At 68.4% G+C, this 14,256-nt stretch carries 11 protein-coding genes; 5 read left to right on the top strand and 6 right to left on the bottom strand.

Annotation, left to right across the window (positions count from 1 at the left end):
• Positions 1–40: 40 nt before the first annotated feature.
• The 6 genes from EEY80_RS17825 to ubiE all read right to left on the bottom strand — a co-directional run bounded on the left by EEY80_RS17825 (position 41) and on the right by ubiE (position 8,778).
• Positions 41–1,651 (bottom strand): ABC transporter substrate-binding protein, encoded by a 1,611-nt coding sequence (locus EEY80_RS17825; protein WP_164738307.1) that lies wholly within the window; start codon positions 1,649–1,651, stop codon positions 41–43.
• A gap of 294 nt (positions 1,652–1,945) precedes the next feature.
• A complete protein-coding gene (locus EEY80_RS17820; RefSeq protein ID WP_126978881.1) occupies positions 1,946–2,590 on the bottom strand; it encodes a GntR family transcriptional regulator in 645 nt (214 codons plus the stop codon).
• Positions 2,591–2,775: 185 nt separating this feature from the next.
• Positions 2,776–5,124, bottom strand: coding sequence for a molybdopterin-dependent oxidoreductase (locus tag EEY80_RS17815; protein WP_126978879.1), 2,349 nt, complete (start codon positions 5,122–5,124; stop codon positions 2,776–2,778).
• Positions 5,125–5,351: 227 nt separating this feature from the next.
• Positions 5,352–6,419 carry a selenide, water dikinase SelD gene (selD, locus tag EEY80_RS17810; RefSeq protein ID WP_126978877.1) on the bottom strand — a complete coding sequence of 356 codons (1,068 nt, stop codon included), beginning with the start codon at positions 6,417–6,419 and terminating at the stop codon, positions 5,352–5,354.
• A 78-nt stretch (positions 6,420–6,497) separates the two neighbouring features.
• Positions 6,498–8,024, bottom strand: a complete 1,527-nt coding sequence (gene ubiB / locus EEY80_RS17805; protein WP_126978875.1) for a 2-polyprenylphenol 6-hydroxylase — start codon at positions 8,022–8,024, stop codon at positions 6,498–6,500.
• 4 nt (positions 8,025–8,028) lie between these two features.
• Positions 8,029–8,778: a bifunctional demethylmenaquinone methyltransferase/2-methoxy-6-polyprenyl-1,4-benzoquinol methylase UbiE gene (ubiE, locus tag EEY80_RS17800; RefSeq protein WP_126978873.1), complete on the bottom strand. Its 750-nt coding sequence runs from the start codon at positions 8,776–8,778 to the stop codon at positions 8,029–8,031.
• 99 nt (positions 8,779–8,877) lie between these two features.
• On the opposite strand from ubiE, the gene mutM reads away from it, so the two are divergent.
• The 5 genes from mutM (at position 8,878) to dnaN (ending at position 14,203) form a co-directional block, all read left to right on the top strand.
• On the top strand, positions 8,878–9,741 hold the full coding sequence (gene mutM / locus EEY80_RS17795) for a bifunctional DNA-formamidopyrimidine glycosylase/DNA-(apurinic or apyrimidinic site) lyase (protein WP_126978871.1): 864 nt from the start codon (positions 8,878–8,880) through the stop codon (positions 9,739–9,741).
• Between the two features lie 105 nt (positions 9,742–9,846).
• Positions 9,847–10,623 carry an enoyl-CoA hydratase gene (locus tag EEY80_RS17790; protein ID WP_126978869.1) on the top strand — a complete coding sequence of 259 codons (777 nt, stop codon included), beginning with the start codon at positions 9,847–9,849 and terminating at the stop codon, positions 10,621–10,623.
• Between the two features lie 102 nt (positions 10,624–10,725).
• Positions 10,726–10,995 carry a 30S ribosomal protein S20 gene (gene rpsT / locus EEY80_RS17785; protein WP_126978867.1) on the top strand — a complete coding sequence of 90 codons (270 nt, stop codon included), beginning with the start codon at positions 10,726–10,728 and terminating at the stop codon, positions 10,993–10,995.
• Positions 10,996–11,480: 485 nt separating this feature from the next.
• Entirely contained in the window at positions 11,481–12,908 is a 1,428-nt protein-coding gene (dnaA, locus tag EEY80_RS17780; protein WP_126978865.1) for a chromosomal replication initiator protein DnaA, read from the top strand.
• A gap of 176 nt (positions 12,909–13,084) precedes the next feature.
• Positions 13,085–14,203, top strand: coding sequence for a DNA polymerase III subunit beta (dnaN, locus tag EEY80_RS17775; RefSeq protein WP_126978863.1), 1,119 nt, complete (start codon positions 13,085–13,087; stop codon positions 14,201–14,203).
• Positions 14,204–14,256 lie beyond the last annotated feature (53 nt).

The following is a 14,256-nucleotide window of genomic DNA, read 5'->3' as shown; positions in this document are numbered from 1 at the left end:
CGCAGCCGGGCAGGGCCCGGCCGCGGAATGGGCCTGACCGTCAGCCTGCGGGGTGGAAGTCCATGGCCAGCGTGCGTTCGTCCGAGCGGCCGGCGAACTGGATCGAGCTTTCCATGCCCCAGACGCTGATCGGGTAGTAAAGCGGGATCACCGCCACGTCGGCCACCGCCATGGCGCAGGCCTGCTGATAGATCTCCTCGCGCCGGGCGTCGTCGACCGTGGCCATCCCCTCCTCGATCAGCCTGTCGATCTCGGGGTTGGAATAGCGGCCGCGATTGTTCGATCCCAGGCCGGTGACATCGTCATAGGTGTGGATCAGGTTGCGCAGGATGCCCGAGACCTCGCCGGTGGCGGCGCCATAGCCGACGAGAAAGAAGGTGAACTCGGGCACGCCGCCGTCGCCGCCGCTGGCGCGCTTGTAGAAGATGTTCGCGGGCATGGCATCGACATCCACGGCAATGCCGATCCGGGCCAGCATCTGCGCCGCGGCCTGCAAGACGGCGGTGTCCCGAATGAAGCGGTCGTTCGGCCCGTGCATCGTCAGCTTGAAGCCGTCGGGATAACCAGCCTCGGCCAGCATCTCCTTGGCCCGGGCGGTATCGGCGTCCCGCAGCTCGATATCGGGGTTGTTGCCGAAGATTCCGGCGGGAACGAGTTGTTCGGCCGGCGCGCCGTTGCCCGACAGGATGCGTTCGGCAATGGCCTTCTTGTCGATGGCCAGATCGAAGGCATCGCGCACCAGCTGGTTCTTGAACGGGTTCGGAATTTCGCTGCCGTCCTTGGCCGTCGCATAGGGCGACACATCGCGGCCGTGATCGAAGGACAGGAAGATCATCCGGTTGGCGGTGCCCCGGCCCAGCGTGATCCCGGCGTCCTTTTCCAGGCCCTCGACATCCGAAGGCGGCACGGAATCGATCACCGAGACATCGCCCGACCGCAGCGCCGCCACCCGCGAGCCACCCGTGGGGATCGGACGGAAGACGACGCGGCTCCAGTCCGGCTTGTCGCCCCAATAGGCATCGTTGCGCTCGACCTCGATCACCTGGCCGGGGATATACTGGCTGAACTTGTAGGGACCCGAGCCGATGCAGGCCTTGCCGGAGTTGTAGTCCTCGGGAAGGGCCGTCTCGCCGACCTTCTTCGAGATGATGGCCGTCGTGGCCAGTTCGCGCGGCACGATGGGGTTAGCGAACTCGGTGATGACACGCAGCGTGCGGTCGTCGGCCTTCTCGAAGGTCTTGTCGCCCAGATAGGCCCGCAGGTTGAAGATGGCGCCCGGAACATCGCTGGCGCGGGCGTAGCTGAAGATCAGATCCTCGACCGTCACCGGGTCGCCGTTGTGGAAGGTGGCGCCCTCCCGCAGCGTGAACTCCCAGACATTGCCGTCCACGTTGCGCCAGCTCTCGGCCAGGCCCGGCACTTCAAGCTGGTTTTCGTCCATATGGACGATCCGGTCGAAGATGTGCTGCGACACCGAGCTGTTGGCCGTCTGGATGTGCCAGTGCGGGTCCATCGACGAGCTTTCGGTCGACATGCCGATCGTCAGCGTGCCGTCGCGTTCGGCGGCAAAGGCGGGGGCAATCGACAGCAGCCCGGTCGGAAGGAAGAGCGTTCCGAGGCCGCCCAGAACGTGACGTCTTTCGAGGTTCATGGCTTTTCCCTGTTGTTCGTATTTTTGTTGCAACTGCTTCATCGGATCACGGTCCAACCGAAGTATGCAACTGTTTTATTTTGTTTGCGCATAAGAACAGGTGTTCTCTGCTGCGGGTGGACAGTGCCGGTGTCGGCAGGGCACTGAAAGTAAAAGAAAAGCCCGCCGGAAGGACCCCGGCGGGAGGAATATCGGAAGGAAGCCCGATCGGATCATGTCGGGGTGGTCGCCGCTTTGCAGGGCAGCAACCCCGCCCCGCGCCCACAAAACCGGCGCTGCCCGTCTGCGCTGGAATCACGCAGAGGCGAGAAGCAGGCGATGCTGGTGCGACGCGCGGATGTGCTGACGGATCGCCTTTTCGGCCGCTTCCGGGTCGCGCTTCTGCAGCGCCTCGACGATCTGGATGTGCTGCTCGTGCGCCGTCTGCGCCCGTCCGCCCTCTGCCAGCAGGCTGGGCAGCAGGGACATGGTGATCGACAGCTGCTCGATCGCCGCCAGCAGATAGCGGTTGTGTGCGGCGAGGGCCAGCAGCCGGTGGAACCGCTTGTTGATCTCGGACAGCCTGTTCGGATCGTCCATCGCACCGGCCTCGGTGGCCACCAGATCCTGCAGTGTGGTGATCTCGGCGTCGCTGCCGGCCAGCGCGGCCAGCCGCGCGGCGGCGCCCTCCATCACCTCGCGCATCATGTACAGCTCTCCGATCTGCTGATGGCTCAGATCGGTGATGATCAGCCCGCGCCGCGGCACGTTCGTCAGCAGCCCGTCGGCCTCCAGCTTCGAGATCGCGTCGCGGATCGGGGTGCGCGAGACGCCGAACTTTTCGGCCAGAGCGACCTCGGTCACCCGGTCGCCCACCCTGAACTCGCCACTGTGGATGGCGTCGCGCACCTGTTCATACACCGTGTGGCTGATGTCGCGGGCTTTGGATATTTTTGTCATGATACCTGTTCAACGAATACCTGATGCCAACAGGATACACATGTTCGCGGCTGTATCCAAGTTTCGGGATCGGGGTGCAGGCACCAACCGGTCGCAGTGTCGCGCGGGGTCCGCCGCACCCTGCATAGCAGAAACGCGCGCCCCTTGCCCAGCAGGGTCGGGACGATCAGCCACGGCGCACCGGCTCAGTTCCGGTCCGGCCGGGGCAGGATCCGGTCATGCGGAACGGGCCCGGGATCCCCATCGGCCAGCCGCTCGACCGAGACCAGCGCCAGTTGCCCCGCGCAGCCCTGGCTGAAGACCGAGGCCGGCCTGTCGGCCGTCAGCGCGTTCGGGTTGCCGTTCACGCAGGCCAGCCCGATGCCGGGCACAGGCCGCGGCGCATACCAGGCGCCGGTCGACAGCTGGATGACCGAGGGCGCGATCCCCGGCGACGGTCGCGCCATGGCCAGAACGGCACCGCGATCGTTCCAGATGCGGATCACGTCGCCCTCGCCGATGCCCAGGCGTTCGGCATCGGCGGCGTTCATCCGCGCCACCTCGCGCCCGCCGATCTTGCGGGCCATGCTGGTGGGGCCGAAATCCAGCTGGCTGTGCAGCTTGCCCGCGGGCTGATTGGCAATCAGCTGGAACCCATGGACGCGGGCCAGAGGCGCCCCCAGCCATTCGTCGGGCGGGATCCAGGCGGCATGTCCGGGCAGGCCGCTGGCGGCCACCTTCGCGGAGAACAGTTCGATCCTGCCGCTGGGCGTGGCAAGCGGATGGGCCGCGGGGTCGGCGTGAAACGCCTCCATCATGCCGGGCGCCTCGGAGGTCGGCAGGGCCAGGGGCGGGCCGGCGAAGAAGTCGCCGAACGGCGGCGCAGGATGACCCGCCGCGGCCAGCGCCGCACGCGTCTCCTGATACAGATGGTCCAGCCATTCCCCGGCCGACCGGCCTTCGGAAAAGGCCTGCAGGCACCCCAGCCGTGCCGACAGCTCGCAGAAGATGCTGTAGTCGTCCCGGGCCTCGCCAAAGGGCTCCGCCAGTCCGCGCATCGGGATCAGCAGGGGATCGCCCGCGCTGGCGCCGATATCGTCCCGCTCGGCCGTGACGGTGGCGGGGAAGATGATGTCGGCATGGGCGGTGGTGGCGGTGCCCACGCTGTCATGGACGATGATCGTGTCCGGCCGGGAAAACGCCTCGCGCAGCCGGCTGAGGTGCTGGTGGTGGTGAAAGGGGTTGCCCCCGGCCCAATAGATCAGCCGGATGTCGGCATAGCGCCGGGGCGCGCCGCGATAGCTGTAGGTGCCGCCGGGGTTCAACAGCAGATCGGCGATCCGCGCCACCGGTATGACCTCGCCGGCGCGGTTGGTGCCTTGGGGCAAGGTGGGTGTCGGCACGTCCAGCTGCGGTTTGCCATGGTTCCCCATGGAGCCGAGCGCGTAGGAGAAGCCGGAACCCGCCCGCGCGCCGCCGCCCAGCATGCAGGACAGCGCCAGTGCCATCCACACCGGCTGTTCCCCGTTCTGCGCCCGCTGCAGCCCGTAGGCGACGGTGACGACCGTGCGCTTTCGCGCCGCCAGATCCGCCAGCGCCGCGATCCGGTCCGCCGCGATGCCGGTGATCTCTTGCGCCCAGTCGGGGGATTTGGGGATGCCGTCGCTCTCGCCTTCGACATAGGCCCGCAGGGCCAGCCAGCCGGTGGTGTAGCGGTGCAGATAATCCTCGTCGACGGCGCCGCTGCGGATCAGGCGGTGGGCCATCCCCAGCATCAGCGCCACGTCGGTGGACGGGCGCGGGCGCAGCCGGTCCACCGGGCAGTCTTCCGGGAAGTCATCGTCCAGCGGGCTGATCGACACGAAGCGGGCGCCCCGGGCGATGGCGGCCCGCAGCGAGCCGGCGGCCTCGTGCCGGGAGATACCGCCGGGGCTGACGGCCAGATTGCGCAGGGGCAGCCCCCCGAACGCGATCACGAGTTCGGTCCGGTCCCGCAGATGCTCCCACCAGCGGCCCTCGCGCGAGAGGCGGCGCCAGTTGCCCGCCACCGTGTCCAGAATGACGGAACCCGCCGCGCTGGAGTAGGACTCGGACGAGGCGACATAGCCGCCGAAGGCCATGTTCAGGAACCGGTGGACCTGGCTTTGCGCGTGGTGAAAGCGTCCGGCCGATGACCACCCGTAAGAACCGCCGAAAACATGGCGGCCCGGCACGTCGTCTGCCGTCCAGCCCGCTCCGCCGCCCAACCGGGCCAGTTCGGTCGCGGCAAGGTCAAGCGCGCGATCCCACGGCAGTTCGACATAGCTGTCGGCGCCCCGGCGCGCGTCGGGGCCGGGCCCGTTCTCCAGCCAGCCCCGCCGGACCATCGGCCGCGCCAGACGCGCGGGGTGGGTGAGGGCGGCCGGGATGTTCCACAAGAGCGGCGAGGGCGACGGATCGCCGGGCAGCGGTTCGATCCGCAGTTCGCCCGCCTCCCGCACCGCCGAGAAGGAGCCCCAATGGCTGCTGTGATAGCGGCGGTCCGCCGGATTGGCTGAGGGGGTGTCCGAGGGCATCTGCGGCCTTCCTTGTCCGGGGCAAGCGGTCCGCGATCCCCGGCAAGGGCCGCAGAGGTCCAGCTTGATGCGTAAGGTTTCAACCTAGTGTATACAAATGTCCACAAATGGTCAATTGCCCCGCCGGCCGCTTCGCCAGCGATCCTCCGCGTGAACGATGTCCCTTGGTGGTGCGGGCCCGCCCTTCGATGCGTCCCGGAACGGTCGGGGCGACGATCTCCGCCCGCTCAGCGAAACCGCAGCGTTGGCGTCGCCGCGCGGGGGCCGACGCGGCCGATGGCGGCCGCGGCGTCGAAGCCCTGGGCATGAAAGACGTCCAGCACCGCTGCGGCGGCCTCGGGCGCGCAGGCGACCAGCAGCCCGCCGGCCGTCTGCGGGTCGCAGAGCAGCGCGCGTTCGGTGTCGGGCAGCCCCTCGGGCAGCGCCACCTCGGCCCCGTAGCTGGCCCAGTTCCGGCCCGAGGCGCCGGTGATGCAGCCCCGCGCCGCGAGATCGCGCACGCCTTCGATCACCGGCAGCGCGGCTAGGTCGATGGCGATGTCGCAGCCCGCGCCGCGCGCCATCTCCAGCGCGTGCCCGGCAATGCCGAAGCCGGTCACGTCGGTGATCGCATGCACCCCGTCCATCGCCGCCAGGTCCGGCCCCGGCGTGTTCAGCCGGGTGGTGGCGGCGATCATCCGGTCATAGCCGGCCGGGTCCAGCAGACCCTTCTTCAGCGCCGCCGACAGCACGCCGATGCCCAGACCCTTGCCGAAGACCAGCACGTCGTCCGGCCGGGCGCCGGCATTGGTCATCACCCGGTCGGGATGGACGAGGCCCAGCACGACGAGGCCATAGATCGGCTCGACCGAGTCGATGGTGTGGCCGCCCGCGACCGGAATGCCCGCCGCCGCGCAGGCCGCCGCCCCGCCGGCGAGGATCGCGCCGATCGTCGCCTCGGACAGGACGTTGACCGGCATCCCGACGATGGCCAGCGCCAGGATCGGGCGCCCGCCCATCGCGTAGACATCGCTGATGGCGTTGGTCGCGGCGATCCGGCCGAAATCATGCGGGTCGTCGACGATGGGCATGAAGAAATCGGTGGTGGCCACCAGCGCCTGCGTGTCGTTCAGCCGCCAGACTGCCGCGTCGTCCGAGGTGTCGAGGCCCACGATCATCTCGGGCGGCACCGGCAGCGCGGGGCTGCGGGCGAGGATCCGCGACAGCACGCCGGGCGCGATCTTGCAGCCGCATCCGCCGCCATGCGCCAGAGAGGTCAGGCGCGGTTCGGCCGCGGTCCCGGCGATGTCGTCCATGTCACCCTCCATTCCCCGCGGCGCCGGATGACGCCAGCTATAGACGCGCGCGCCGTCCCGCGCTAGCCGGGCGGGCGACTACAGCAGGCCCGCGACGGCGACCCCTGCCAGTGCCAGCCCGGCGCCGAGCGCCACGTAGAGCGCGGGGCGCCCCCGCTGCGGGCGCAGATTCACCACGACCGGTTCCGTCTGCCGGATCAGCGCCGTTTCGACCAGCGCGGGCAGCCGGGGACCGAAGCGCGACAGCACCCGCATCGTCCGCGCCGCGTCGCGCAGCGCGGCCTTCGGCCCCACATTCTCGCGGATCCAGGTCTCCACCACCGGCCGCGCCACCTGCCACATGTTCACATGCGGGTCGAGCGACCGGGCCACGCCCTCGACCACCACCATGGTGCGCTGCAGCAGGATCAGTTCGGTCCGCGTCTGCATGCCGAAGCGTTCCGTGACCTCGAACAGATAGGCCAGCAGCCGCGCCATCGAGATCTGGCTGGCATCCATGCCGAAGATCGGCTCGCCCACCGCGCGCAGGGCGCGGGCGAAGGCGTCGACATCGCGGTCGCGGGGGACATAGCCCGCCTCGAAATGCACCTCGGCGACGCGGCGATAGTCCTTCTGGATGAAGCCGTAGAGGATTTCGGCATAGACCCGGCGGGTATATTCGTCGATCTGGCCCATGATGCCGAAGTCATAGGCGACAATGTCGCCATTCGCGGCGACCTTCAGGTTGCCCTGATGCATGTCGGCATGGAAATAGCCGTCGCGCAGCGCATGGCTGAGGAACAGCTGCAGCACCCTTTCCGCGATCACCACCGGGTCCAGCCCCGCCGCTGTCACCACCACCGGGTCGAGGGGCATGCCCTCGGCCCAGTCCATGGTCATCACCCGCTTGCCCGACAGATGCCAGACGGGCTGCGGCACGCGGAAGCCGGCATCCCGGCGGGTGTTGGCGCCGAATTCAGAGGCCGCGGCCGCCTCCAGCCGCAGGTCGAGCTCGCCCTGCACCACGCCGTCGAAATGGCGGATCACGTCCGAGGGCCGCAGCCGCCGGGCGAAGGGCGCAACTCGCTCGATCAGGGCGGCGGCGAAATAGAAGGCGTCGATGTCACGGCGAAAGGCGCGTTCGATGCCGGGGCGGACGATCTTCACCGCCACCTCGCGCCCGGTATCGGCCAGCCGCGCCCGGTGGACCTGCGCGATCGAGGCCGCGGCGACGGGTTCGGAAAATTCGCTGAACACCGCATCGACGGCAAGGCCGGTCTCGGCCTCGAACACCAGCTTGGCCGTGCCCGTGGCGAAGGGTGGCAGCCGGTCCTGCAGCATGCGCAGCTGTTCGGCCAGTTCCGGGCCCACCACATCGGGCCGGGTGGACAGGACCTGGCCGAACTTGATGTAGGCCGGGCCGAGCGCGGTGATCGCCTGCGTCACCGGCGGCAATGCCGGATCGCCGCGATAGCCTAGGAACTTGAACGGCCGGCCCAGCACCCGCGCCAGCACCCGCAGCCGGGGCGGGGCCTCCATCGCCGCGAGCGCCGCCTGCATGGCGCCCGACCGTTCGAAGGTCGCGCCGGTGCGGATCAGCCGCCAGATGTTGTGCGGTCCGCGCATCCGGTCAGATCTTCCAGCCCGAATGCAGCGCGGCGACGCCCATGGTCAGGTTGCGGTAGCGAACCTGCCCGAAGCCCGCCTGCCGGATCATCCCGGCGAAAGTCTCCTGATCCGGGAAGCGGCGGATCGATTCCACCAGATACTGATAGCTGTCGCGGTCGCCCGCAACCGCCTGCCCGAGCGCCGGGATCACGTTGAAGGAATAGCGGTCATAGGCCCATTGCAGCAGGTCGTTGGGGATCTGGCTGAATTCCAGCACCATCAGCCGGCCGCCCGGACGCAGCACGCGGAACGCCTCGGCCAGCGCGTCCGGGATGCGGGTTACGTTCCGGATGCCGAAGCTGATCGTGTAGACATCGAAACTGCTGTCGGCGAAGGGCAGGGCCATCGCGTCGCCCACCTGCCAGTCCAGCCGGTCGGCCATGTCCTCGGCCTCGGCGCGCCGCTGGCCCTCGACCAGCATCGCCTCGGTCATGTCGCAGACCATCGCGGTCGCCCCCGGCGCGCGCCGCAGGAAGCGGAAGGCCACGTCGCCGGTGCCGCCGGCCACGTCCAGCAGCCGCTGACCGGGGCGGGGGGCCAGCCAGTCCATCATCGCATCCTTCCACAGCCGGTGGATGCCGACGCTCATCAGGTCGTTCATGATGTCGTATTTCGACGCGACGCGGCTGAACACGCCATGCACCATGCCGGCCTTTTCGCCTTCGGAAACCGTCTGAAAGCCGAAATGGGTGGTCTTCGCCTCGTCGGTCATTCGGGCCTCCTGCGCCAGTCGCCTTGCGGGATATACTCCGATCGTGGCAGAGGCAAACCCCCGACGGCCGATCTGCGCCCGAGCATCGAGGATCCCGCCATGCCCGAACTGCCCGAAGTGGAAACCGTGCGCCGGGGCCTCGTGCCGGCGATGGAGGGTCGGACGATCCTCGCCGCCGCCGTCAACCGGCCCGACCTGCGCTGGCCGCTGCCAGAGGCGATGGCGGCGCGGCTGACCGGGGCGCGGGTGACGGCGCTGCGGCGCCGGTCGAAATACATCCTGTCGGATCTGTCCACCGGCGAGACGCTGCTGATCCATCTGGGCATGTCGGGGCGGATGCTGGTGGGGGGCACGATGCCGGATGCCGTGCCGGGCGCCTTTCATCACGACCTGCCGGTGGCCGGCAAACACGACCATGTCGTGCTGACGATGGAGGGCGGGGCGCAGGTCACCTTCAACGATGCCCGGCGGTTCGGCGCGATGGACCTCGTTCCCACGGCGGCGGCAGGCGACCACTGGCTGCTGAAGGGGCTGGGGCCGGAACCCTTCGGCAACGACTTTCACGAAGACTATCTGGCGGCGCGGCTGGCCGGGCGGGCGGCGCCGGTCAAGGCGATCCTGCTCGACCAGCGGGTGGTCGCGGGTCTGGGCAACATCTATGTCTGCGAGGTGCTGCACCGCGCCGGGATCGACCCCCGCCGCCCGGGGGGCGACCTGACGGCGGCCGAGGCGCGTGGGCTCGTGCCCCTGATCCGCGAGGTTCTGGCCGAGGCGATCGAGGCCGGCGGATCCTCCTTGCGCGACTACCGGCAGGCGGGGGGCGAGCTCGGCTATTTCCAGCACCGTTTCCGCGTCTATGGCCGCGAGGGCGAGCCCTGCCTGCGCGAGGGCTGCGGCGGCACGGTGGCGCGGATCGTGCAGTCGGGACGATCAACCTTCTGGTGCCCGGACTGTCAGCATTGACGCAACGCCCGGGGCCGGATCGGGCGCCCGGCGGGCCAAGAGGCTTGCGAACTGGCCCCGTCCTGCTAGGAGTCGGCACCGGACCGAAGGAAAGGGATGCGCCCGATGGCCTATCAGACGCTGATCGTCGAGATCGAGGATTCCGTCGCCCTGATCCGCCTCAACCGCCCCGATGCCCTGAACGCGCTGAACTCGCAGTTGCTGGGTGAACTGGCCGAGGCGCTGAAGGCGGTGGACGCGAACGACAAGGTGCGCTGCATCGTGCTGACCGGGTCCGAAAAGGCCTTTGCGGCCGGGGCGGACATCAAGGAGATGTCCGACAAGAGCTTCGTCGAGATGTTCGGGTCCGACTATTTCGCGCCCGAGGCCGAGGCGATCACCCGCACCCGCAAGCCGATCATCGCCGCGGTCTCCGGCTATGCCCTGGGCGGCGGCTGCGAACTGGCGATGATGTGCGACTTCATCATCTGTTCCGACACCGCCAAGTTCGGCCAGCCCGAGATCAATCTGGGCGTGGTGGCGGGCATCGGCGGCACCCAGCGGCTGACCCGCTTCGTCGGCAAGTCCAAGTCGATGGACATGCACCTGACCGGCCGCTTCATGGATGCGGCCGAGGCCGAACGGTCGGGCCTCGTCAGCCGCGTCGTGCCCGCCGCCAAGCTGGTGCCCGAGGCGCTGGCCGCCGCGAAGAAGATCGCCGAGAAATCGGCGCTGACCGTGATGGCGGTCAAGGAGGCGGTGAACCGCAGCTATGAGACGACGCTGCGCGAGGGCGTGCTGTTCGAACGGCGGCTGTTCCACGCGCTCTTCGCCACCGAGGACCAGAAGGAGGGCATGAGCGCCTTCCTGGAAAAGCGCCAGCCGCAGTTCCGCGACCGCTGAGGGCGCGGCGCGGCCCGCGCCCCAGTAGGCGGTTGACTTGCCGGCGAGTCGCGACTAGAAGCGCGGCTTCAGATTTACCCGAGTTGAGACGGACACCGATACATGGCCAATACGCCCCAGTCCAAGAAGCGCGCACGCCAGAACGAGCGCCGGAACGACATCAACAAGGCGCGCCGGTCGCGCATCCGCACCTTCCTGCGCAAGGTCGAGGAAGCCATCGCCTCGGGCGACCAGGCTGCCGCCACCACTGCGCTGAAGACGGCGCAGCCGGAACTGGCGCGCGGCATCACCAAGGGCGTGCTGCACAAGAACACCGTGGCGCGCAAGATGTCGCGCCTGTCCGCCCGTGTGAAGGCGCTGTCGGCAGCCTGATCGCGACGACAATCTGGACGCCGGAAGGCGCGGCAATAGCCGCGCCTTTTTTCATTTAATCTAGGTATTTCAGACACTTCATGGCATCCGTGCATCACCCCGCGGATTCGTCCGGACGAAGGGTGAGTCAAGCGCGAAGTTCGGTTGCGGACGTCTCGGGGGGCGGGCTAGCGTAGCATTGCGATTCACATCGTCTTGGGGGGACAGGCTCTCCATCGACCTGCGGCTCTGCCAGCCAAGGGACGGCGTTTCCGGTTGATCGGGAACGTTATGGAGCGTTTTGTCGGGGTGGATGGCTAGGGGTAGCCGGAAGCCCATCATCAATGTAGCTCGGCCAATCTGCATTGGCCGTGCGCTATGTTTTTGTCCGGCGGCCTGCCCGTCCTCGTTCCGTGCGCAAAGCAGGGGGCGGGGCAGGTTCCAAGACGGTTGGGTCGTGGCGACAGGCTAGTCGTCGCGTATTCCATACCGACTGGGCGATAATAATGACGAACGACAGCTGGGGCAGGGTCCGGGACGAACTTCTCAGGACCGTGGGCAGGAATAACTACGTCACCTGGATCGAGCCGCTGCGGCTCTCGGACCTCAAGAACGGGATCGCCCGGATCGAGGTGCCGACCAGTTTCATGGGCGACTGGGTCGCGCGCAATTTCGGGGACCAGATCCGCACCCTGTTCCAGAAGGCCGGGGCCGAGGTCGAGCGGCTGGAGTTCCATGTGCCGGCCATCGGCGCGGCGCCGCGGGCGAAGGCCGAGGACGGCACCGGCGCGGTGAACGGTCGCGGCGCGCGTCCTGCCGCGGGCTCTGCCCCCGCCGAGGCGCGGTCCGAGGCGCGGGCGGCGCGTGCCGGCGCGCGCGGGGATGAGGGCGACCTGCCCGGCGCGCCGCTCGACGCGCGCTTCACCTTCGACAGCTTCGTGGTGGGCAAGCCCAACGAACTGGCCCATGCCGCCGCCCGCCGGGTGGCCGAGGGGGGACCCGTCACCTTCAACCCGCTGTTCCTCTATGGCGGGGTCGGGCTCGGCAAGACCCACCTGATGCATGCCATCGCCCACGAGATGCAGCTGCGCCGCCCCGAGGCGCGGGTGCTGTACCTGTCGGCCGAGAAATTCATGTACCAGTTCATCCAGGCGCTGCGCGAAAAGCAGATCATGGACTTCAAGGAACTGTTCCGCTCGGTCGACGTGCTGATGGTCGACGACGTGCAGTTCATCGCCGGCAAGGACAGCACGCAGGAAGAGTTCTTCCACACCTTCAACGCACTGGTGGACCAGAACAAGCAGATCGTCATCTCTGCCGACCGCGCGCCGGGCGAGATCAAGGATCTGGAGGAACGGATCAAGTCGCGCCTGCAATGCGGGCTGGTCGTGGACCTGCATCCCACCGACTACGAATTGCGGCTGGGGATCCTGCAGACCAAGGCCGACGGCTATCGCCAGCAGTATCGCGGGCTGGTGCTGGCGGACGGGGTGCTGGAATTCCTCGCCCACCGGATCACCACCAATGTCCGGGTGCTGGAGGGCGCGCTGACCCGGCTGTTCGCCTTCGCGAGCCTCGTGGGGCGCGAGATCACGCTGGAACTGGCGCAGGACTGCCTTGCCGACATCCTGCGCGCCAGCGACCGCCGGGTGACGGTCGAGGAAATCCAGCGCAAGGTGGCCGAACACTACAACGTCCGCCTGTCCGACCTGATCGGGCCGAAGCGGGTGCGCACCATCGCCCGCCCCCGGCAGATCGCCATGTATCTGTGCAAGCACATGACCACCCGCAGCCTGCCCGAGATCGGCCGGCGCTTCGGCGGGCGCGATCACACGACCATCATGCACGGCATCCGCAAGGTCGAGGAACTGCGCGGACAGGACCAGCAACTGGCCGAGGATCTGGAACTGCTGCGCCGGCTGCTGGCGGCCTGAGCGGGCGGCGAAACGGCGCGACGATGCGAAGCGCCGGAGGGCGGGCCGCAGCCCCCCGCGGGGCCCGATCCGCGGCGCGCTTGGCCTTGACGCCTCTGGCTTTTCACCGGACAGTCGCGCGAAACACTTTGGCGGCGGGGCGGCGGCATCCCCGTCCGCAGCACTGGGGGACGAGGATGAGGTTCAGCATCGAGCGTGGCGCGCTTCTCAAGGCGGTCGGTCAGGCGCAATCGGTGGTCGAGCGGCGGAACACCATCCCGATCCTCGCCAATGTCCTGATCGAGGCGGAAGGCGACCGCGTCAGCTTTCGCGCCACCGACCTCGATATCGAGGTGGTGGACAAGGCGCCCGCGGTGGTGGAACGGGCCGGGGCGACGACCGTATCCGCAGTGACGCTGCATGAAATCGTCCGCAAGCTCCCCGACGGGGCGCTGGTCAGCCTTGCCGAGGATGGCGCGGCGGGGCGGCTGACGGTGACGGCGGGACGCTCGACCTTCAACCTTGCCACGCTGCCGAAGGAAGACTTCCCGGTGATGGCCTCGTCGGAATACAGCGCCAATTTCTCGGCCCCGGCGCCGGTGCTGCGGCGGCTGTTCGACAAGTCGAAATTCGCGATCTCGACCGAGGAGACGCGCTATTACCTGAACGGCGTCTACATGCATGTGGCCACGTCCGAGGACGGACCGGTGCTGCGCTGCGTGGCGACCGACGGCCATCGTCTGGCCCGGATCGACGCGCCCCTGCCGCCGGGCGCCGAGGGCATGCCGGGCGTGATCGTGCCGCGCAAGACGGTGGGCGAGCTGCGCAAGCTTCTGGACGATGACGAGGCGCAGATCGCCGTCTCGGTCAGCGAGACGAAGGTGCGCTTCGCCACGCCGGCGATCACTCTGACCTCGAAGGTCATCGACGGCACCTTCCCGGATTATTCCCGCGTCATCCCCACCGGCAACACCCGCCGGCTGGAGGTCGACGCGACCGAATTCGCCAAGGCGGTGGACCGGGTCGCCACCGTGTCATCGGAACGGTCACGCGCGGTGAAGCTGAGCCTCGACGAGGACCGGCTGGTGCTGTCGGTCAACGCCCCCGACAGCGGCGCCGCCGAAGAGGAACTGGCCGTCGCCTATGGCGACGAACGGCTGGAGATCGGCTTCAACGCGAAATACCTGCTGGAAATCGCCAGCCAGGTCGATCGCGAGAATGCGGTGTTCCTGTTCAACTCGTCGGGCGATCCGACGCTGATGCGCGAGGGCGGGGACACGACCGCCGTCTATGTCGTGATGCCGATGCGCGTGTGACCGGCGGCGCGGCGGGGGCCAGCCCCCGCACCCCCGGGATATTTGCCAACAGA

Origin of the sequence: Frigidibacter oleivorans, from assembly GCF_003993775.1 — a bacterium.
Taxonomy (GTDB): domain Bacteria; phylum Pseudomonadota; class Alphaproteobacteria; order Rhodobacterales; family Rhodobacteraceae; genus Frigidibacter; species Frigidibacter oleivorans.
Note: the sequence above shows the minus strand (reverse complement) of the source record. Positions and strands in the feature narration are given on the sequence as shown.

What these genes read in the sequence shown, in the direction of transcription:
- EEY80_RS17825 (WP_164738307.1), bottom strand. Translation starts at nt 1,651, where the DNA reads ATGAACCTCGAAAGACGTCACGTTCTGGGCGGCCTCGGAACGCTCTTC.
- EEY80_RS17820 (WP_126978881.1), bottom strand. Translation starts at nt 2,590, where the DNA reads ATGACAAAAATATCCAAAGCCCGCGACATCAGCCACACGGTGTATGAA.
- dnaN (WP_126978863.1), top strand. Translation starts at nt 13,085, where the DNA reads ATGAGGTTCAGCATCGAGCGTGGCGCGCTTCTCAAGGCGGTCGGTCAG.
- EEY80_RS17790 (WP_126978869.1), top strand. Translation starts at nt 9,847, where the DNA reads ATGGCCTATCAGACGCTGATCGTCGAGATCGAGGATTCCGTCGCCCTG.
- EEY80_RS17815 (WP_126978879.1), bottom strand. Translation starts at nt 5,124, where the DNA reads ATGCCCTCGGACACCCCCTCAGCCAATCCGGCGGACCGCCGCTATCAC.
- dnaA (WP_126978865.1), top strand. Translation starts at nt 11,481, where the DNA reads ATGACGAACGACAGCTGGGGCAGGGTCCGGGACGAACTTCTCAGGACC.
- selD (WP_126978877.1), bottom strand. Translation starts at nt 6,419, where the DNA reads ATGGACGACATCGCCGGGACCGCGGCCGAACCGCGCCTGACCTCTCTG.
- mutM (WP_126978871.1), top strand. Translation starts at nt 8,878, where the DNA reads ATGCCCGAACTGCCCGAAGTGGAAACCGTGCGCCGGGGCCTCGTGCCG.
- ubiE (WP_126978873.1), bottom strand. Translation starts at nt 8,778, where the DNA reads ATGACCGACGAGGCGAAGACCACCCATTTCGGCTTTCAGACGGTTTCC.
- rpsT (WP_126978867.1), top strand. Translation starts at nt 10,726, where the DNA reads ATGGCCAATACGCCCCAGTCCAAGAAGCGCGCACGCCAGAACGAGCGC.
- ubiB (WP_126978875.1), bottom strand. Translation starts at nt 8,024, where the DNA reads ATGCGCGGACCGCACAACATCTGGCGGCTGATCCGCACCGGCGCGACC.